We start from the raw sequence: 18,482 nt of genomic DNA on the forward strand, positions 1-18,482 counted from the left end.
AACCCGCTCCCACAGGGCTATACACAGTCCCTGTGGGAGCGGGTTTACCCGCGAAGCTTTTCAGGGCCCATACCGATTTTGGCCAACAAAGTCCCCCCCGGCGCTAGGTCCCCGAGCCGCCATGCGTTAGCATCCCATTCCGATACGACGCCTCGGCCAGCACGGCCGTGCCAACACAATAAGATTCGCTACTTTTCTTGCTAGGGGACTTGGTGATGATCAAGAAATACCTTTCGCGACTGCTGGTCGGTGTAACCGCCCTGGTCGCTGTAACTGCGGCCCAGGCAGGCGCCATCGATGACGCGGTCAAGCGCGGCACCCTGAAGGTGGGCATGGACCCGACCTACATGCCGTTCCAGATGACCAACAAGCGTGGCGAGATCATCGGCTTCGAAGTCGACATTCTCAAGGCCATGGCCAAGTCCATGGGCGTCAAGTTCGAGGCAGTCTCCACGGCTTACGACGGCATCATCCCGGCCCTGCTGACCGACAAGTTCGACATGATCGGCAGCGGCATGACCCTGACCCAGGAACGCAACCTGCGCCTGAACTTCAGCGAACCCTTCATCGTGGTTGGCCAGACCCTGCTGATCCGCAAGGAACTGGCGGGCGAGATCAAGTCGTACAAAGACCTCAACAACGAGAAGTACCGCCTGACCTCCAAGCTGGGCACCACCGGCGAAATGGTCTCCAAGAAGCTGATCGGCAAAGCCAAGTACCACGGCTACGACAACGAACAGGAAGCGGTAATGGACGTGGTCAACGGCAAGGCTGACGCCTTCGTCTACGACGCCCCATACAACGTGGTAGCCGTGGAGAAGGCCGGTGCCGGCAAGCTGCTGTTCCTCGAAGAACCCTTCACCTACGAGCCGCTGGCCTTCGGCCTGAAGAAAGGCGACTACGACAGCATCAACTTCATCAACAACTTCCTGCACCAGATCAAGCACGACGGGACCTACGATCGTATTCACGACAAGTGGTTCAAGAACAAAGACTGGCTGAAGGACATGGAATAAGGCCCAGGCCACAAGCCCGGCTTTTGACCCCGACGCGCAGGCAAACCCTGCGCGTTCGCATTTACGGAAGTACCCCACGTGATCAAACACAAGAAAGCCCAGTGGCCCTGGCACGGGCTGACCGCCCTGGTGCTGGTCGGCCTGGCGATCAGCCTGTACATGGCCACCTCGATGATGTCCTACGAGTGGCGCTGGAACCGCGTACCGCAGTACTTCGCCTACAAGGCCGAAGACGTTCAGCGCGCTGCCGGTTATGGCACCGTGCAGGAGATCGTCATTGCCGGCGATAACGCTCGCGTCACGCTGAAGGACGAGCAAGGTGACGAGCAGGTGCTCGACGTGGCCAAGGACAGCCTGCAACTCAGCCGCGGCGACGATGTGGCCGAAGGCGACCAGATTGGCGTCACCCGCCACTGGGCAGCCGGCCCGCTGGCCTGGGGCCTGTGGACCACATTGTGGCTGTCGGTGGTGTCCGGTGCACTGGGCCTGGTCATCGGCCTGTTCGCGGGCTTGTGCCGGTTGTCCAGCAACCCGACCCTGCGTGACCTGTCGACCGTCTATGTCGAGCTGGTACGTGGCACGCCGCTGCTGGTGCAGATCTTCATCTTCTACTTTTTCATTGGCACCGTGCTCAACCTGTCCCGCGAGTTCGCCGGGGTGGCAGCGCTGGCACTGTTCACGGGCGCCTACGTGGCTGAAATCGTCCGTGCTGGCGTGCAGTCCATCACCAAGGGCCAGAACGAAGCCGCCCGCTCGCTGGGCCTGAACGCTGGCCAGTCGATGCGCCACGTGATCCTGCCGCAGGCGTTCAAACGTGTGCTGCCGCCACTGGCTGGCCAGTTCATCAGCCTGGTCAAGGACACCTCGCTGGTCTCGGTGATCGCCATTACCGAACTGACCAAGAGCGGCCGTGAGGCCATCACCACCTCGTTCTCTACCTTCGAAATCTGGTTCTGCGTGGCAGGCCTGTACCTGCTGATCAACCTGCCGCTGTCGCACATTGCCAGCCGGCTCGAGCGGAGGCTTGCGCAAAGTGATTGAAGTCCGTGACCTGCTGAAAGTCTTCGACACCCGTGGCCAAGTGGTACGGGCTGTGGATAACGTCACCACCCAGGTCGCCAAGGGCGAAGTGGTGGTGGTGCTCGGCCCATCGGGTTCGGGCAAGTCGACCTTCCTGCGCTGCCTCAACGGCCTGGAGCATTTCGACGAAGGCCATGTGGCTATCGACGGCCTGCAACTGGCCGACCCGAAGACCGACATCAACGCCTACCGCCGCGAAGTCGGCATGGTGTTCCAGCACTTCAACCTGTTCCCGCACATGACCGTGCTGGAAAACCTGTGCCTGGCGCAGAAGGTGGTGCGCAAGCGCAACAAGGCCGAGCGTGAAGCCAAGGCCCTGGCGTTGCTGGAGAAGGTGGGTATTTCGCAGAAAGCCAACGAGTACCCGTCGCGCCTGTCCGGCGGCCAGCAGCAGCGCGTGGCGATTGCCCGGGCCCTGGCCATGGACCCGAAAGTGATGCTGTTCGACGAGCCGACCTCGGCGCTTGACCCGGAAATGGTCGGCGAGGTGCTGGACGTTATGAAGACCCTGGCCCAGGAAGGCATGACCATGGTCTGCGTCACCCATGAAATGGGCTTTGCTCGCGAAGTCGCGGACCGGGTACTGTTCTTCGACCATGGCAAGCTGCTGGAAGACGCCGCCCCAGGGGCGTTCTTCGATGCGCCGAAGGACCCGCGCGCGCAGGCGTTCCTGCGCCAGGTGCTGTAAAAAGGCGGGGGCGCTTCGCGCCCCAATCGCCGGCAAGCCAGCTCCCACAGGGATGGCGCCGACCTGTTTTTTGTGGGAGCTGGCTTGCCGGCGATTGGGCTGCAAAGCAGCCCCCGCAATTTCAAATGCTGAACCGCCCGACCATCCCCCGCAACTGCTGCCCCAATTGCTCCAGCTCCCCGCTCGAGGCTGCCGTCTGTTCGCTGGCCGCACTGGTCTGATCCGATACATCCCGCACATTGATCACACTTCGGTTGATTTGCTCGGCCACCACGCTCTGTTCCTCGCTGGCCGTGGCGATCTGCTGGTTCATGCCCTGAATGCTCGACACTGTGTCGGTGATCTGGCTCAGTGCATGCCCCGCGCGTCGGCTCAGCTCCACGCTCTGCTCGGTCAGGTTCTTGCTGCTATCGAGCAGTCGGGTCACTTCGTCGGTACCGTTGTGCAGGCTGTCGATCAGTTGGCCAATCTCTTCGGTCGCCGTCGAGGTGCGCTGGGCCAGGCCGCGCACCTCATCGGCCACCACGGCAAAGCCGCGTCCGGCTTCACCCGCCCGTGCCGCTTCAATGGCCGCGTTCAGCGCCAACAGGTTGGTTTGTTCGGACACCGACTTGATCACATCGAGGATGCTGCCAATCCGCTGGCTCTCGCCCGCCAGGTGCTGCATGGCCGCCAGGCAATTGTCCATCTGCCCGGCCAGTTGCTCGATGCGGCTGATGGCTTGGGCCACCACCTGGTCGCCCACCTGGGCCTGCTGGTCTGCGTTGGTTGCAGCCAGTGAGGCCTGCTCGGCGTTCTGTGCCACTTCCTGAACGGTGGCGCTCATCTGGTTCATGGCGGTGGCCACCTGGTCGGTTTCCTCGCGCTGCTGAGTGATGCGCAGCCTGGTGTCTTCGCTACTCGCTGCCAGCTCTGTGGCTGCCTGCGACAATTGGCCGACGCCTTGGTCGATGCCCCCGATCAGCTCGCGCAGGCTCAAGGTCATTTCGCGCATGCTGTTTTGCAACTTGCCCATTTCGTCACGCCGCTGCACGGTGTCCACTTGGCTCAAGTCGCCCTTGGCGATGCGTGCGGCCACCGTCAGCGTGTGCCGCAAGGGCTGGGTGATCTGAACGGTGATCACCCAGGCGGCCAATACACCTACTGCCAACGCCAATAGCGCCACACCGCTCAGCAACGAACGGGCTGCCAAGGCTTCCCTGTCGCGTTGCTCGACCGTGCGCTCGCCCAGCTCGACACTTGCAGCCGCCAGCTCATCGCCCATTTTCTCCATGCTGATTTGTAATTGTTCGGCGCGCACGGCGGCGCGGCGGTACTGGTCCAGGCTGGTTCGGTACTTGGCCAGTTCGACACCCGGCTGCTCGGTCAGAGCACGTGGCAAACCCAGCGGTGCAAGGTCTTCGAGCAGTAGCGCAAGGCTGGTTTCACCAGCATTCAGCGCGCTGTCGCCCACCTTGGCGAAGTCCTCTACGTTGGTGAATGTATAGGCTGGCATCAGGCTTTGCTGGTTGGCGCCATCGACATGTCGGCTGAGGGTTTCCATAACGCCAAGCGCATTGCTTTGTCGACCCTCGGCCGACATTTTCAACAAGGCTTGGGTCTGCAGGTCATCGATGACGTCGTTCAGTTTTTCTTCCTGAAACTGCATGGCTTCGCGCAGGGCGGTACGGCTGGCGACGGTGCGCTGCAATTCGCTGAAGTCGTCGTGCAGGCGTTGCAGCAACTGCAGGTTCTGAGTCAGTAATTGGCGCGACTCATCAACGTTGCTGCGTTGCTGTAAAAGGGTTATCAAGCCTTGCAGCTGTTGCAGGACCTGCAGAACACGCGCCTTGCTGTTGTCGTCGCTGAGCACGCGATAGGTGATGCGTTCTGCTCGCAGGTCTTTGGCAAGACCGTTTATCGCTTCGATGTCGCTGAGCTGTTCCGAGCGAGTAGTGGCGTCATCCAGTGCGCGCCAGCCGCTGAGGGTGGTGGCCAGGGTAAGCAGCAGGACCACGGCAAAGCCGAGGGCGAGCTTGGCAGCGACACTGATGTTGCCGAGCTTGCGGTTGAGGTAACCGAGCATGGTGAGTCTCCGTCCATTCGAGAAAGGGGATGCAAGCGCATTGCTGGCATCACCTCTGCCAATCGGCAGCGGAGCTGTAGGACTTGACCTGAAAATCAGGTAGGAAATTTCGCTGCGAACCGTAGGATGGTTCTGCCTGCACTGGCCTCTTCGCGGGTAAACCCGCTCCCACAGGTAATGCGCAACCTTCGAAGCCTGCGCGATACCTGTGGGAGCGGGTTTACCCGCGAAGAGGCCAGTCCTGGCAACTAATCAGATCAAAGTTTGAACCGCCCCACCAACCCTTGCAGGTGGGTCCCCAGCCGCGCCAGCTCCACGCTCGAACTGGCCGTCTCTTCGCTGGCTGCCGACGTCTGGTCAGAAATATCCCGCACATTCATCACGCTACGGTTGATCTCTTCGGCCACGGCTGTCTGTTCCTCGGCTGCCGTGGCAATCTGCTGGTTCATCGCCTGGATCGACGACACGGTGCGGGTAATGGTCTCCAACGAACTGCCGGCACGGCGGGTCAGTTCGACGCTGCTGTCGGTCAGCTGGCGGCTGTTGTCCATCACGCTGGCCACCCGCTGGGTGCCGCTTTGCAGGCCGGCAATCAGCTCTTCGATTTCTTCGGTCGACTGCTGGGTGCGCTGGGCCAGGCTGCGTACTTCGTCGGCCACCACGGCAAAGCCACGCCCGGCCTCACCGGCGCGGGCGGCTTCGATGGCAGCGTTCAGGGCCAGCAGGTTGGTTTGCTGTGCCACCGACTTGATCACGTCGAGCACGCTGCCGATCTTGTCGCTTTCGGCCTTGAGCTGGTTCATCGCTTCGCTGGAGTTGACCACTTCGCCGGCCAGGCGCTCGATCTGCGTCACAGCCTCGCCCACCACCCGGTCGCCTTCGCGGGCTTGCTGGTCGGCCATCAATGCGGCTTCCGAGGCCTGCTCGGCGTTACGGGCTACCTCGTGCACGGTGGCGGTCATCTGGTTCATGGCGGTCGCCACCTGGTCGGTCTCGACCTTCTGGTTGTTGACCCCGGCACTGGTCTGCTCGGTGACGGCCGACAGCTCTTCGGCGGCGCTGGCGATCTGCGTTACCCCGTCGCCGATACCGCCGATCAGCTCGCGCAGGCCCTGGGTCATGCGCTGCATGCTGGCCTGCAGCTGGCCCAGCTCGTCGCGGCGCTGCACCGGCAGGCTCTGGGTCAGGTCGCCATTGGCGACACGCTCGGCGGCACGCAAGGTCTGGCGCAGCGGGATGATGATCTGCCGGGTGATGGCCCAGGCGGCCAGCAGGCCGAGGGCCAGGGCCATTACCGTGGCCGCAGCGAGCAGGGTCTTGGCTTGGGCCGCACCGGCATCCCGTACCTCGGTTTGCGAAGTGGTCATCGCCTGGCTGGTTTGTAGCAACAGCGTGCCTTGCTCGGCCATGTGCTGCAGGGCCTGCTCGCTGGCGGCCTGGGCATTGCCGAACTGAGTGACCGCATCGCGGTAGCCGCCCATGGCGGTGGCAGCATCGTCGAGACCGGCGGCATGTTCGGCCGGCACTTTGGCCGGCAGTGCGCGCAGCTCGGCCAGGGCCTGGTCGATGGCTTTCAGCGCCGTTTGCTGGAACTCGGCATTGCCGCTGTAGGTGTAGCCACGCACCTGGAAACGCGCTTGTTGCAGCAGGGCGCTGACGTCTACCGCGTGCTGGTACTGGTTGATATCGCCACCTTGCAGCAGGCCCCGCTGCACGCGGCCGATCAGCTCTGCAGCCTTGTCGGCGCTGTCGCCGAGCACGCTACGGCTGGCCTCGCGGCGCTGGCCGGCCTGCTTGAGCTCGTTGAATGCCTGTTGGTAAATGCGCACGGCCTCGCGCTGCTGCTCCAGGCGCTGGCGGTCGGCGGGGTGTTCGATCTGCCCCAGCATCAGTTGTACCTGGCGGTCGAGGTTGGCCAGGGCTTTTTCCAGCTCGGCCACCGACGCGTCATCACTGCGGCGCTCGTAATGCTGGCGGGCAATGCGCAGTTCCTGGGTGTACTGCTGGATGACCGAGATGTTACCCAGCTTGTCGCCACGGTCGATGATGCTGTCCATGCCGTGCCAGCCGGCCAGGGTAATAGCCAGGGTCAACAGCAGCACCAGGCCGAAACCCAGCCCCAGTTTGCGATTGACGCTCACATTGCCCAGCGATTGGGCTAACCATTGATACATGTACGACTCCCGGGCGGCTTGGCAGCACAAATAATTGTTGTGTTGCCAAGGCCATCGGCCCCGGAGAAGGAAACTTGATGGGCGAGAAAGTGGCGTTTACGTCAGAAAATACGCGAAAGCAGCGCAGTCACGGCGGTCTCTACCCGCAGGATGCGATCACCCAATTGCACCGGTGCCAGGCCAGCCTTGCCCAGCAGGTCGATTTCGTAGGGGATCCAGCCGCCTTCGGGGCCGATGGCCAGGGTTACGGCTTGTTCCACGGCACGCGGGCAGGCGGGGTAAGGGCCGGGGTGGCCCACAAGGCCCAGGGTGCCAGCGGCGATGGCGGGCAGGCGGTCTTCGACGAAAGGCTTAAAACGTTTCTCGATGATCACCTCGGGTAGCACCGTGTCACGCGCCTGTTCCAGGCCGAGGATCAGGTTGTCGCGAATGCTCTCGGGCTGCAGGAAAGGCGTCTGCCAGAAGCTTTTCTCGACCTTGTAGCTGTTCACCAGGATCAGCCGCGATACGCCGAGGGTGGCCACGGTCTGGAACAGCCGCCGCAGCATTTTCGGCCGCGGCACCGCCAGTATCAGGGTCAGCGGCAGCTTGGCCGGTGGTTGCTGGTCAAAGGCCACTTCAAGTTCGGCTTCGTGCTGTTCCAGGCGCAGCACCGTGGCCTTGCCCATCAGGCCGTTGATACGGCCCACGCGCAGGTTGTCGCCCACTGCTACGCGGTGGATGTCCTGCATGTGGGTGAAGCGCCGATCAGCAAGAACGACGCGGTCGGCCGAGACGAAGTCGGCCTCTTCAAGAAGCAACAGGTTCACGGTTGGGTCGCTGGTGGCTGGTCGTTGTGGTCGTTGGCTTCTTCGTCGTGGGCACTGCGCTTGCGGATCAGGCTACCGCACAGCACGCCGACCTCGAACAGCAGCCACATGGGCACCGCCAGCAGGGTCTGGGAGAAGATGTCCGGCGGGGTGAGGATCATGCCGACCACGAAGCAGCCGATGATCACGTAAGGGCGGATCTTCTTCAGGTACTTCACGTCGACCACGCCGATCCACACCAGCAGCACCACTGCCACCGGGATTTCGAAGGCGACGCCAAAGGCGAAGAACAGCGTCATCACGAAGTCGAGGTAGTTGGCGATGTCGGTCATCATTGCCACGCCTGCCGGGGTGGCGGCGGCAAAGAAGCTGAACATCAGCGGGAACACCAGGAAATAGGCAAAGGCCATGCCGGCGTAGAACAGCAGAATGCTCGACACCAGCAGCGGAATGGCGATGCGCCTTTCGTGGCGGTACAGACCCGGTGCGATAAAACCCCAGATCTGCTGCAGGATGAACGGGATCGCCAGGAACAGCGAGACGATCATGGTCAGCTTGAACGGCGTCAGGAACGGCGAGGCCACGTCGGTGGCGATCATCGTCGCGTTGGCCGGCAAATGGTCGCGCAGCGGCGCCGAGACCAGGGTGTAGATCTGCTGGGCGAAGGAAAACAGCCCGGCAAAGATCAGGAAAATGACAGCAACACAGCGCAGCAGGCGGGTGCGCAGTTCGGTCAGGTGCGAGACCAGCGGCATTGGCTGGTCGTGTTCCGGATTCTCGCTCATGGGGCTCGCGGCGGTTGAGGCGGTTCAGAGGATGCGACCGGGGTGGCAGGTGCCTCGACCGGCCTGGCCTCGAGCCCGGCAGGTGGCTGCACGCTGGCCGTGGTTACCGGCGGCTGCGCAGGGGGTGTCATCGGGTTGAGGATGCGCTTGGCTTCCTCTTCCATCTGCAGGATGTGTTCGTTGTGCAGCTGGCGGCGGATGTCGTCGGCGCCGATTTCGCGCTCGACTTCCATCTTGATGCTGTTGAAGCTGCGCTTGAGCCGGCCGATCCACAGGCCTGCCGTGCGCGCGGCACCGGGCAGGCGCTCGGGGCCGAGCACCAGCAGGGCGACCAAACCTACGAGTAGCAGCTCGCTGAAACTGATGCCGAACATGGGTCAGTCTTTCCGTTGCGGCTCTTGGACCGGTTGGGCCTGGCCTTCGATGGTGTGGCCTTGCGGCTGCGCAGTGTTTTGCACGGGCGGCACAGGCTGGGCAGGCGGCGGCGTTTGCTCGGCCGGCTTGTTCTCTTCTTCGTTCATGGCCTTGCGGAAGCCCTTGATCGACTCGCCCAGGTCACTGCCGAAGTTTTTCAGCTTCTTGGTGCCGAACACCAGGACCACGACGACCAGCAGGACGATCCAGTGTTTCCAGTCAAAAATACCCATTTCGTACTCCTGAAATTTACAGGTACAGCAAATCTGTCTGGCAGCGCGATTCCTTGTGGGAGCGGGTTTACCCGCGAACACCGGCGTAGCCGGTGCCATCTACCGCGTTGCATTCTTCGCGGGTGAACCCGCTCTCACAGGGGCATGCAGTGCCCCAAAAATACATCAGGCAGATGGCTGGCGTGCAGCCTTCTCATCATGCCCCGAAAGCCCGAAACGGCGATCCAGTTCGTCGAGCACGGCTTGTGGATGCTGCCCCAGCGCGCTGAGCATCACCAGGCTATGAAACCACAGGTCGGCGGTTTCGTAGATGACATCGCTGTAATCCTTGCTGACAGCAGCATCCTTGGCGGCAATGATCGTTTCGACCGACTCTTCGCCGAGCTTTTCGAGGATCTTGTTCAGGCCCTTCTGGTACAGGCTGGCCACGTAGGAGCTGTCAGGCGCCGCTTGCTTGCGTTCTTCAAGCACTTCGGCCAGGCGGTTGAGGGTGTCGCTCATGTCAGTGTCCTGCGCTGTAGATGGCATCCGGGTCCTTGAGGACCGGGTCGACGATTTTCCACTGGCCGTCTTCAAAGACGCGGTAGAAGCAGCTTTCACGGCCGGTATGGCAGGCGATATGGCCCAGTTGCTCGACCATCAGGATGATCACGTCGGCGTCGCAGTCCAGGCGCAGCTCATGCAGTTGTTGCACATGCCCGGATTCCTCGCCTTTACGCCACAGCTTGCCACGCGAACGCGACCAGTAGATGGCGCGCTGTTCGGTGGCGGTCAGCGCCAGCGATTCGCGGTTCATCCAGGCCATCATCAGCACGCGTCCGGTCTTGTGGTCCTGGGCGATTGCCGGTACCAGGCCATCGCTGTTCCACTTGATCTCGTCCAGCCAGTCTTTCATCGTCGACTCCAAAGCGGGCCCGCTCCTGTATCGGGCCCTTTGCGCTAGTGTGCCAGCCACAGGCGCGGCTGGCTATTGGCGCACGATCAGGTAAAGGCCTGCGGCCAGCATCAGCCAGGCCGGCCAGGCAGCAGGGGCGGCCAGGCTGGCGGCCTCGGCGGCGCCAGCGGCCAGCACCGCGCCGCCCCCAAGCAGGCCGGCGCCCAGCAGGCGCAGGGCCCAGCGGTCACCCTGGCGGCGGCGTTCCGGCAGTTGCGGATCGTTCAGGTGTGGCTGCGACAGGCGTTCGAGCAGGTCTCGGGCCATGTTGGCCAGGTGCGGCAACTGCTCGACCTGGCCATGAATGTTGCCGAACACGGCCTTGGGGCTGTAGCGGTCGCGCATCCAGCGTTCCAGGTAGGGCTTGGCGGTGCTCCACAGGTCCAGGTCAGGGTACAGCTGGCGGCCCAGGCCCTCGATGTTGAGCAGGGTCTTCTGCAGGAGTACCAGCTGCGGCTGCACTTCCATGTTGAAGCGCCGGGCGGTCTGGAACAGGCGCATCAGCACCTGGCCGAACGAAATATCCTTTAACGGTTTTTCGAAGATGGGCTCGCACACGGTGCGGATTGCCGCTTCGAATTCGTTGACCTTGGTATGTGCCGGCACCCAGCCCGAGTCGATGTGCAGCTGGGCGACGCGGCGGTAGTCACGCTTGAAGAAGGCAATCAGGTTGCGCGCCAGATAGTCCTGGTCTTCGGCGGTGAGGCTGCCGACGATGCCGCAGTCGATGGCGATGTACTGCGGGCTCCACGGCTTGACCGTGCTGACGAAGATGTTGCCCGGGTGCATGTCGGCATGGAAGAAGCTGTCGCGGAACACCTGGGTGAAGAACACCTCTACGCCGCGCTCGGCCAGCAGCTTCATGTCGGTGCGCTGGTCGGCCAGGGTCGCCATGTCGGTGACCGGCACGCCGTAGATGCGCTCCATCACCAGCACCTTGGGGCGGCACAGGTCCCAGTAGACCTGGGGCACGTACATCAGCTCGGAGCCTTCGAAGTTGCGCCGCAGCTGGCTGGCGTTGGCAGCCTCGCGCAGCAGGTCGAGCTCGTCGTAGATGGTTTTTTCGTAGTCGCCGACGATTTCCACCGGGTGCAGGCGGCGGGCATCGGCCGAGGCGCGCTCGGCGGCCTTGGCGATCAGGAACAGCCAGGCCAGGTCTTGGGCGATCACCGGCTTCAGGCCCGGGCGTACCACCTTGACCACCACCTCTTCGCCGGTTTTCAGGCGCGCGGCGTGTACCTGGGCCACCGAGGCCGAGGCCAGCGGTTCGACGTCGAAGCGGCTGAACACCTCGCCAACCTTGGCGCCCAGCTGCGCTTCAATCAGTGCCACGGCCTGTTTCGGGTCGAACGGCGGCACCCGGTCCTGCAGCAGCATCAGCTCGTCGGCGATGTCGGTGGGCAGCAGGTCGCGGCGGGTGGACAGCAACTGGCCGAACTTGATGAAGATCGGCCCCAGGTCCTGCAGCGCCAGGCGCAGGCGCGCGCCACGGCTGAGTTCGGTGGGTTTGCGTGGCAGCCAGCGCCACGGCATCAGCAGGCGCAGGCTGGCCAGCCACCAGGGCAGCAATGGCTGTTCGAACAGCAGGTCATCGAGACGGTAGCGGATCACCACACGCTGGATGCGAAAAAGACGGCGGACGGCGAGCAGCTTCATGCGTTATCGCTGGTATCAAGGGTTCGGGAAAGGCGCTTGAGGCGCGCCTCGAGGCGTTCTGTGTCGAGCTTCAGGGCATCGAGTTCGCTGAAGGCGGCTTCGGCTTCGCGCTTGCCGACCAGGGTGCGGGACTCTTCGGCCAGGTACTCGGAAAGGTTCTGGCTGAAGCGCGCCAGGCCCTGGCGGGTCCAGCGTGCACGCAGGCGGATGTGGCCTGCCAGCATGGCCGTGGCGACCGGGCCGAGCCAGCGTTGCAGCTCGTGCTCCCAGTCCAGCTCCAGGTCCTGCAGCACGCCGAACAGGTCGAGCAGCACGGCGCTGTCGCCATGCAGTTCGACCTGCGGGCTGTGCAGCACGGCGGTCTTGTCCCTGGCCAGGGCCAGTTGCACCAGGCTGCCGGCCGGAGCACGCAGGCTGCAGTCGACCTCGCCTTCCCAGTGGGCGGCGAGCATCAGGCCGTCTTCATCGGGCAGGATGAAGACCTGCAGGGCCGGTTGGCGGCAGTCGATCTCGATGACCTTGCCTTCCAGCGCGGCCAGCCGCGGCAGGGCCGTGCTGTCCATGCGCAGGACGCGGTTCAGGCCATGTTCGACGCTGGCGAGCAGCCCGGCCAGCAGCATCAGGGTTTGATCCCCCGGTGCACGGCAACGATGCCGCTGGTCATGTTGTGATAGGTGACGCGGTCAAAACCGGCCTCGACCATCATGCTCTTCAGGGTTTCCTGGTCCGGGTGCATGCGGATCGATTCGGCGAGGTAACGGTAGCTTTCCGAGTCGTTGGTGATCAGCTTGCCGGCCAGCGGCATGAAGGCGAACGAATAGGCGTCGTAGGCCTTGGACATCAGCTTGCTGGTCGGTTTGGAGAATTCCAGGATCAGCAGGCGGCCACCGGGCTTGAGCACGCGCAGCATCGAACGGATGGCTTCGTCCTTGTGGGTGACGTTGCGCAGGCCGAACGCGATGGTCACGCAGTCGAAGTGGTTGTCCGGGAACGGCAGCTTTTCGGCGTCGGCCTGGACGAACTCGATGTTGCCGGCCACACCACGGTCCAGCAGGCGGTCACGGCCAACCTTGAGCATCGAATCGTTGATGTCGGCCAGTACAACCTGACCCGTCGGGCCGACCAGACGCGAGAACTTGGCAGCCAGGTCACCGGTACCGCCGGCGATGTCCAGCACCCGGTTGCCGCTGCGCACGCCCGACAGCTCGATGGTAAAGCGCTTCCACAGGCGGTGCATGCCGCCTGACAGCACATCGTTCATCAGGTCGTACTTGGCTGCCACCGAGTGGAACACTTCGGCGACTTTTTTCGCCTTCTGGCTTTCAGGTACGTCCTGGTAGCCAAAGTGGGTGGTGGGTTCGGCGTGGTCGCCTTTGCGCTGGTCGTTCATATCGCTTCACCGGAAAAAATTACCGCCATTCTAGGGCGAACGGGCGGATTTGTCTTGGCGGGGTGTGCCAGTGGGCAGGGGCGGGCATAATGCCAATTATGTCTTCATCCTCAGGAACACCCGCATGACCCAGATCAGCGTCGAACGCAAACACTCCCTCGGCCGTGATGCCGCCCGGGCCAAGGCTGAAGCGCTGGTGGACAAGCTCAGCCGCGAATACGACCTCAAGGCCACCTGGAACGGTGACCGGGTCGATGTGGCACGCAGCGGCGCCAACGGCAGCGTGCACATTGGCGAAGACAGCATCCGTGTGGAACTGAAGCTCGGCATGATGCTGTCGATGATGAGCGGCACCATCAAGGGTGAAATCGAGCGGGCGCTGGACAAGGCGCTGGCCTGACACCCACTGCGGTCAGTTGTCGGGGAACGGGACAAGGTCCTCGATCTGCTCCAGACGCAGGTCGCCCCGATAGATCTGATAGCGCTCCGTGGGCGCCAGGGCCCGTTGCAACTGCTCGTCACGGCTCATGGCGTCCGGAAACTTCAAATGGCCTTTGGCGAAGCGCCGGGCATCGGCATTGACGCTGGTGTAGTGGAAATGCGCTTCCCAGAGCTTTTGCCTGGGTTGCAGGCGATAAACGTCATAGACATCCAGAAAGTCCTTGGCCTTGAGCTTCTTGCGGCTTTTGCTCAATTTGATTTCGACTTCGCCTGTTTCCATCAGAAAACGCAGCGCCTTGCTGTCCGGGTGCAGGCTAGCAAGGTAGGCCCTGGTCAGCAGACGCTGTTTTTCTGCCTGTACCTCGATGATCGCCTGATCCAGGCGGGTGGCCAGTGCATGGCCTTGCTCCGGGCCGGTACGTAACTGCACGGCCACCTCCGACATGTCCTGAACATAGAAATCAAGCAGGTCCCCCAGGCTGTTGGGCCCGTCCAGATGGCGGGAGGCGTGGACGATCCTGGCGGTTTTCTGGGCCAGCAGGTCATTGCCTGTGCGGCGCAGGCGAGCATATCCAGGTGCCGGCACAGCCTGCGTCACGGCCTCCCAGTGATCATCTTTCAGCTGGTAGCGCGCAACGGTTTGTTCGGTCAAAGGGTCGACCTGCACTGTTTCGCTGCCCAGCCCAGCCTCCTCGACGACCAGGGATCTGCCCCGGGTGGTATGGATCACCTTGCGCCTGACGGCGCGCACTTTATGGGTCAGAGGTTGTTCGGCCACTGCACTCTGCCCATCAGCTTCGGCTTCAGCTTCAGCAGAAACAGTGGCAAGGTCATTTTCGGTCAGGCTTATAAGTGCATGCAATTCAGCGATGTATTCATTGAGCCTGGTGCTGTCCACAGCCGGAATGTTACGTGAAAGCAGGTATTCGGCATTGCCCAGCGACAGCTTGTATTCGCGTAACGCGCTCTCCAGCGGCGCTTTTTGCTCACCAGGCTTCAGTTTGGCCGCAGGCAGGCTGTCGTGGCTCAGCAGTGCCTCATGCAGGTCCCTGCTGCGCAGGGTTTTCTGCGCGAGCAGGATGCTTTCGAAGTTGTCAGCGGTCAGTTCTTCTCTTTTCACGATCAGCTGATACACGTCGCTCAGGATCTGGGCGCGGGTGATCAGGGTCGAGTAACGCCTGGTGTTGATGATGGTATCGAGCTTCTTGCGTTTGCCCGAGAACTGGATCTGCCCGTCTGTCAGTGCCTCGCCGAGGTTCTGGTCAAGGCGCTGGCTGACGTTGAAGATGCGCCTGTGGGTAGCCAGTGCGGCTTCGACGCGCTTGCTGTAATTCAGGTACAGCTCTGCCTGCTCCTCGCCTGAAGGCAGTTGCACAAGCCGACGGGATTGCTCTTTCAGTGCGTCATAATCATTCATGTCGAGCAGGCGGCGGAATTGGTGCAAGTCACAGGTCAGCAGCTGTTCCCACCACTGCCCACGGGCGAACGCGGCAGCGGCCTTGGGGTCGAACCGGGCGTATGTCGGGTCGCTCATGCGGGTATACAGCTGTGCCTGTTCACTTATCAGCCCGGCCTGCTTTTCGTAGGTAAGCGCCAGGACATCAAAGTTTGCCCGTGCCTCGTTACGCAGTGTGCGTAACGCCTGCCGCTGTTCTTGCAGTGCCGGTGGCAGGTTGTCGAGGGTGACATCAGGGTGCTCGTCCAGAGCCTGTTCGAACGCCAGGTGCGCCTGGTCGTAGGCTTTTACCCGTTCCAGGTAGCCGTCGATGAACGTTTCGATGCTGGTAAGCCTTTTGTCATTTGCGACTCTGCTTTCCAGCATGTTCCTGAAGGCTTCCTTTTTTTCATCGACCAACGCCTTGGCCGTTTTCGGCATGCCGCCCGACAGGTTCAAATCGAGCATCCATTCGCCGTTCCAACGCGTAAGCCAAGGGCCGCGGCTGCGTTCGCGGCCCACAATGTAGTAGCCATCGGGCTCTGCGCCCCAGGTTTGCGACCATTCACTCTGGCTGACTTGCGGGCCAATGATGCGGGTGCCGCTATAGCTCTCTTCGACTTCGTAGGCGACACCCTGCAAGTTCACGTAGTAGTGCCCGTCTACCTTGTACAGGCCGCGCATGCGGCCGCCGGGCAGCGCACTGTGCCCTTCCAGGCTGACCTTGGCGCGTAAGGCATCGAGGGCCGTACGGGCCTCGCCAGGCAGGTTGCCGAGCCGCTGGTCGTGGCCCCAGTGGTTGACGTTCAGCGCTGCAGGCCGGGGGTGTTCGGCTGGGGCTTGCCAGGTGGTCTGCTCGGGTGGCTGCGCTGCAACTGGGCGCAGAACACGGCGTGGTGTGCTGCGAACAGGCCGTTCGGGTTCAGGGTTGGCAGTAGCGGGGCCATGGGCCAGCAGCATGGCCAGGTTCAGCAGGAGGTCGGCGCCCGCGAGCAACTTTTCCTCGGTACTGCCTTGGGTCAGTGTGGCCAGGTCATCCTTGATACCGAACAGCGCGGCCAGCAACCAGGCCAGCACGCCCACAGGCCCGGGCAGCAGGGGGGTGACCGTATTGAACGCCAGCCAGGCAAACTGCGCGCACAACGCCCAGCGTTGCTGGGCATTGGAGACGCTTTGCCATGAAGCCAGTAGCAGTAGCATGTCGGCCCTGGCCTCGAACATCCTCTTGTCCGGTTCATCGGGCCATGGCGTGAACGCCAATGTGACCGGGGCCCTCAAGCGCTCGATGGCATCCGCGGCCAGCCCGGACGCGGGCCCCAGCAGGTGCGCCAGTTCCGTGAGGCCGGCCTGCAGGTGCGGGTGGTTGAAGCCATCATCGGCGTAGATGGGGCGGGCGTCGTCATCCAGCCAGGGGAGGATGCCCTGCTGCAGGGATTGGTCGGTCCGGATGCTGGTCATCAACTGGTTGCGGCTGTCGAACTGCATGACAGCCTGCGTGGTACTCATGGGCCGGTAGAGTAGCCAGGCGCTTGTGGCAGGTACCTCGATGACGAACATGCCATGCACCCGGTTTGCCTTCGGGGCGTCCGGCACACTGTTGAATGACAGCGGCGCCAGTTTCAGCGATGCGCTGGCGTGGGCCTGACGGCGGCAAAAGTCGGCGACCAGCTGCCAGGTACGTTCGTTCAGCTGCCCGGTAATCTTGGCCTGCAGCGCGCTCAGCAGCAAGGCAGCACGCCATTCCTCGGCAAACCGCTGGCGGCGTTGATCGGTGGCGGTCCGCAACTGGTCATGGACATAGTGCGGGTACTGGCCACCGACATCCACGGCGGCGACCACTGCATGGGCATAATCAAGGGTCATCCAGTTTTCCGGTGCCTGTGGCCCGGCCACCTGGATGGCCGAGGCCACCTGGTCGCCACCCAATGGCAGGCGAGAGATGGCCAGTTCGGTCAGGCTGATGGTTTTCAGGTATTCAAGATTTGCTGGCCCCACAGACGACACCTGCACAACTTGTGAAACCGTTATCTGTACCTGGTCCGGATCACAAGGCTGCTGGCTCGGATGGTCATGGCGCATTTGCTCACGCAGACGGCGAACAGTGTATTGCTGCAAGTCTTCGATCCCGTCCAGTGAAGTTTCGCCCTGTGCCAGCATTTGCCCTGCCGACAGCTCCAGCAGTGCCATGTGGTACTGGAAACGGTCCGTTACCGTGGCGCTCCCGAGCCAGTCAGGCAGCGTGATCGCGGGCGTGGATTGTTCGAGGTGGAAGCACGCCGGGAATGTCGAGGAAGGATCGCTCAGCAGGCTGAAGACCGCCTCCAGATCACTGGCATGTTCGATACCGCCAAGCTGCACGCGGTCAATCTGTTGCAGCATTGCGTTGAGCAGTTGCCGGGCCTGATAGCCGAATGGGTCTTCGGCAACTGCCGTGCAGGCCCAGGACATCGTGTCGAATGCATGGCGCCCGGAAAGCTCGTCGCGCAAGGCGACGGCGAAGGCGGGCAGCCCGTTGAAGGCGCGTACGGTGCCAGAGGGCTTGCACCACAAGACCAGGTCGCGCGCCGCTTGTTTGCCAGTGATCAGCAGGTCTGGCAATACCTCATGCATCGTGCTGCCTTGGGTGTTCAACGAAACCTGCACACCCTGCACCTTGGCCGATGTGCCCGTTTGAGCGAGCACGGCGTACAGCAAGGCCTTCTGGTCGCTGTCCAGGCCTTGCCGTTCAAGCGCGGCGAGCAATGCGGCCTTCAGCACCTGCTGCATCCAGCGCAGGCGGGTCACATCCGCGTCACCCTCGCGACTGGTCCAGAAACTGACCTGTGCCTGCTGAAATGCCTCGCTCAGGGTCGCCAGCATATCGTCGAAGGCCGTGTTCAGGTCGGCCATGCGAATGTCGATGGCCGGCGCTGCTTCCTGGGGCCGAAAGATGGCGGGAGGGGCCAGGCTGAGCTGGTCCGTGGGCTTGAGCGCCATGGGCTGGCCGGTGAGGAAATGCACGAGCAATGTGTCGACCAGGTCGCCTGGCTGTGCCGGTAATTCTTCATCCGGGCCGGGCAGGATGAAGAAGCCTGTCAGCGATTGCAGTTGCGGGTGGTTCTTGCGTGTCCACGGGTAGCGTGCGGCGAGTGCGTCGAAGCCTGCGGTGGCCACGACTTCGCGCAGGCTGGGGCGGTTGGCGAACTGCGTGGCTACCAGCTGCTTGAACGATAGGGATGGCGTGGGCACCGATTGGGACATGGCATTAGGCTCCGGTCTAAGGGAGCTGAATGCTGAAACGCCAGCCTTGAGTCGTTGCGGTAGATACATCAGTGCAGCGATCTTAGGGTGAAGATTCTAATTCCTGCCCCTACCTTATGCTC

16 protein-coding genes and 2 pseudogenes are annotated in these 18,482 nt (G+C 62.6%); 4 read left to right on the forward strand and 14 right to left on the reverse strand.

Annotated features, from left to right (window positions below; translation table 11 throughout):
- The first annotated feature begins 218 nt into the window (after nt 1-218).
- The 3 genes from ABOC32_RS04985 to ABOC32_RS04995 all read left to right on the forward strand — a co-directional run bounded on the left by ABOC32_RS04985 (nt 219) and on the right by ABOC32_RS04995 (nt 2,784).
- Nucleotides 219-1,016, forward strand: a complete 798-nt coding sequence (locus ABOC32_RS04985; protein ID WP_086978686.1) for a transporter substrate-binding domain-containing protein — start codon at nt 219-221, stop codon at nt 1,014-1,016.
- A 78-nt stretch (nt 1,017-1,094) separates the two neighbouring features.
- On the forward strand, nt 1,095-2,057 hold the full coding sequence (locus ABOC32_RS04990; protein ID WP_043200610.1) for an amino acid ABC transporter permease: 963 nt from the start codon (nt 1,095-1,097) through the stop codon (nt 2,055-2,057).
- Nucleotides 2,050-2,784 (forward strand): amino acid ABC transporter ATP-binding protein, encoded by a 735-nt coding sequence (locus ABOC32_RS04995; RefSeq protein WP_426811566.1) that lies wholly within the window; start codon nt 2,050-2,052, stop codon nt 2,782-2,784. The genes ABOC32_RS04990 and ABOC32_RS04995 overlap by 8 nt, the downstream gene beginning before the upstream one ends.
- A gap of 121 nt (nt 2,785-2,905) precedes the next feature.
- Here the strand turns inward: ABOC32_RS04995 and ABOC32_RS05000 are convergent, their stop codons facing one another.
- From ABOC32_RS05000 to ubiE, 13 genes and pseudogenes are all read right to left on the reverse strand, one after another.
- Nucleotides 2,906-3,799, reverse strand: coding sequence for a methyl-accepting chemotaxis protein (locus ABOC32_RS05000; protein ID WP_426811567.1), 894 nt, complete (start codon nt 3,797-3,799; stop codon nt 2,906-2,908).
- A gap of 9 nt (nt 3,800-3,808) precedes the next feature.
- Nucleotides 3,809-4,849, reverse strand: a pseudogene (locus tag ABOC32_RS05005) (methyl-accepting chemotaxis protein); the annotation flags it as partial.
- Nucleotides 4,850-5,106: 257 nt separating this feature from the next.
- Nucleotides 5,107-5,979 (reverse strand): methyl-accepting chemotaxis protein, encoded by an 873-nt coding sequence (locus ABOC32_RS05010; RefSeq protein ID WP_426811568.1) that lies wholly within the window; start codon nt 5,977-5,979, stop codon nt 5,107-5,109.
- Nucleotides 5,962-7,023: pseudogene (locus tag ABOC32_RS05015) on the reverse strand (methyl-accepting chemotaxis protein); the annotation flags it as partial. The pseudogene ABOC32_RS05015 and the gene ABOC32_RS05010, both read right to left, overlap by 18 nt.
- Nucleotides 7,024-7,124: 101 nt before the next feature.
- On the reverse strand, nt 7,125-7,832 hold the full coding sequence (locus tag ABOC32_RS05020; protein ID WP_426810293.1) for a 16S rRNA (uracil(1498)-N(3))-methyltransferase: 708 nt from the start codon (nt 7,830-7,832) through the stop codon (nt 7,125-7,127).
- The gene (gene tatC / locus ABOC32_RS05025; RefSeq protein ID WP_043198305.1) at nt 7,829-8,617 is read right to left on the reverse strand and encodes a twin-arginine translocase subunit TatC; all 789 of its coding nucleotides are present in this window, start codon (nt 8,615-8,617) and stop codon (nt 7,829-7,831) included. Before tatC ends, ABOC32_RS05020 begins: the two co-directional genes overlap by 4 nt.
- Nucleotides 8,614-8,991, reverse strand: a complete 378-nt coding sequence (gene tatB, locus ABOC32_RS05030) for a Sec-independent protein translocase protein TatB (RefSeq protein ID WP_016501992.1) — start codon at nt 8,989-8,991, stop codon at nt 8,614-8,616. The genes tatC and tatB overlap by 4 nt, the downstream gene beginning before the upstream one ends.
- A 3-nt stretch (nt 8,992-8,994) precedes the next feature.
- Complete coding sequence (locus tag ABOC32_RS05035; RefSeq protein WP_426810294.1) at nt 8,995-9,264, reverse strand: twin-arginine translocase TatA/TatE family subunit; 270 nt, start codon at nt 9,262-9,264, stop codon at nt 8,995-8,997.
- A gap of 165 nt (nt 9,265-9,429) precedes the next feature.
- On the reverse strand, nt 9,430-9,765 hold the full coding sequence (locus tag ABOC32_RS05040; protein WP_403008425.1) for a phosphoribosyl-ATP diphosphatase: 336 nt from the start codon (nt 9,763-9,765) through the stop codon (nt 9,430-9,432).
- Nucleotide 9,766: 1 nt separating this feature from the next.
- Entirely contained in the window at nt 9,767-10,159 is a 393-nt protein-coding gene (hisI, locus tag ABOC32_RS05045) for a phosphoribosyl-AMP cyclohydrolase (RefSeq protein WP_426810295.1), read from the reverse strand.
- 72 nt (nt 10,160-10,231) lie between these two features.
- A complete protein-coding gene (gene ubiB, locus ABOC32_RS05050) occupies nt 10,232-11,854 on the reverse strand; it encodes a ubiquinone biosynthesis regulatory protein kinase UbiB (RefSeq protein WP_426810296.1) in 1,623 nt (540 codons plus the stop codon).
- Nucleotides 11,851-12,474 (reverse strand): ubiquinone biosynthesis accessory factor UbiJ, encoded by a 624-nt coding sequence (locus ABOC32_RS05055; RefSeq protein ID WP_426810297.1) that lies wholly within the window; start codon nt 12,472-12,474, stop codon nt 11,851-11,853. Before ABOC32_RS05055 ends, ubiB begins: the two co-directional genes overlap by 4 nt.
- Nucleotides 12,474-13,244 (reverse strand): bifunctional demethylmenaquinone methyltransferase/2-methoxy-6-polyprenyl-1,4-benzoquinol methylase UbiE, encoded by a 771-nt coding sequence (gene ubiE / locus ABOC32_RS05060; protein ID WP_043198296.1) that lies wholly within the window; start codon nt 13,242-13,244, stop codon nt 12,474-12,476. Before ubiE ends, ABOC32_RS05055 begins: the two co-directional genes overlap by 1 nt.
- A 124-nt stretch (nt 13,245-13,368) precedes the next feature.
- Between ubiE and ABOC32_RS05065 the strand changes: the two genes are divergently transcribed.
- Nucleotides 13,369-13,644, forward strand: a complete 276-nt coding sequence (locus ABOC32_RS05065) for a polyhydroxyalkanoic acid system family protein (protein WP_016712430.1) — start codon at nt 13,369-13,371, stop codon at nt 13,642-13,644.
- Nucleotides 13,645-13,656: 12 nt separating this feature from the next.
- Here the strand turns inward: ABOC32_RS05065 and ABOC32_RS05070 are convergent, their stop codons facing one another.
- Nucleotides 13,657-18,360, reverse strand: coding sequence for a hypothetical protein (locus ABOC32_RS05070; RefSeq protein WP_426810298.1), 4,704 nt, complete (start codon nt 18,358-18,360; stop codon nt 13,657-13,659).
- Nucleotides 18,361-18,482: the final 122 nt, after the last annotated feature.

This window comes from Pseudomonas sp. WOUb67, from assembly GCF_050058005.1.
Classification (GTDB): Bacteria; Pseudomonadota; Gammaproteobacteria; order Pseudomonadales; family Pseudomonadaceae; genus Aquipseudomonas; species Aquipseudomonas putida_R.

Coding starts and splice junctions, on each gene's coding strand:
- ABOC32_RS05000 (WP_426811567.1), bottom strand. CDS start 3,799: ATGGGCAAGTTGCAAAACAGCATGCGCGAAATGACCTTGAGCCTGCGC.
- ABOC32_RS05010 (WP_426811568.1), bottom strand. CDS start 5,979: ATGCAGCGCATGACCCAGGGCCTGCGCGAGCTGATCGGCGGTATCGGC.
- tatC (WP_043198305.1), bottom strand. CDS start 8,617: ATGAGCGAGAATCCGGAACACGACCAGCCAATGCCGCTGGTCTCGCAC.
- tatB (WP_016501992.1), bottom strand. CDS start 8,991: ATGTTCGGCATCAGTTTCAGCGAGCTGCTACTCGTAGGTTTGGTCGCC.
- ABOC32_RS05035 (WP_426810294.1), bottom strand. CDS start 9,264: ATGGGTATTTTTGACTGGAAACACTGGATCGTCCTGCTGGTCGTCGTG.
- ABOC32_RS05040 (WP_403008425.1), bottom strand. CDS start 9,765: ATGAGCGACACCCTCAACCGCCTGGCCGAAGTGCTTGAAGAACGCAAG.
- hisI (WP_426810295.1), bottom strand. CDS start 10,159: ATGAAAGACTGGCTGGACGAGATCAAGTGGAACAGCGATGGCCTGGTA.
- ubiB (WP_426810296.1), bottom strand. CDS start 11,854: ATGAAGCTGCTCGCCGTCCGCCGTCTTTTTCGCATCCAGCGTGTGGTG.
- ABOC32_RS05055 (WP_426810297.1), bottom strand. CDS start 12,474: ATGCTGCTGGCCGGGCTGCTCGCCAGCGTCGAACATGGCCTGAACCGC.
- ubiE (WP_043198296.1), bottom strand. CDS start 13,244: ATGAACGACCAGCGCAAAGGCGACCACGCCGAACCCACCACCCACTTT.
- ABOC32_RS05065 (WP_016712430.1), top strand. CDS start 13,369: ATGACCCAGATCAGCGTCGAACGCAAACACTCCCTCGGCCGTGATGCC.
- ABOC32_RS05070 (WP_426810298.1), bottom strand. CDS start 18,360: ATGTCCCAATCGGTGCCCACGCCATCCCTATCGTTCAAGCAGCTGGTA.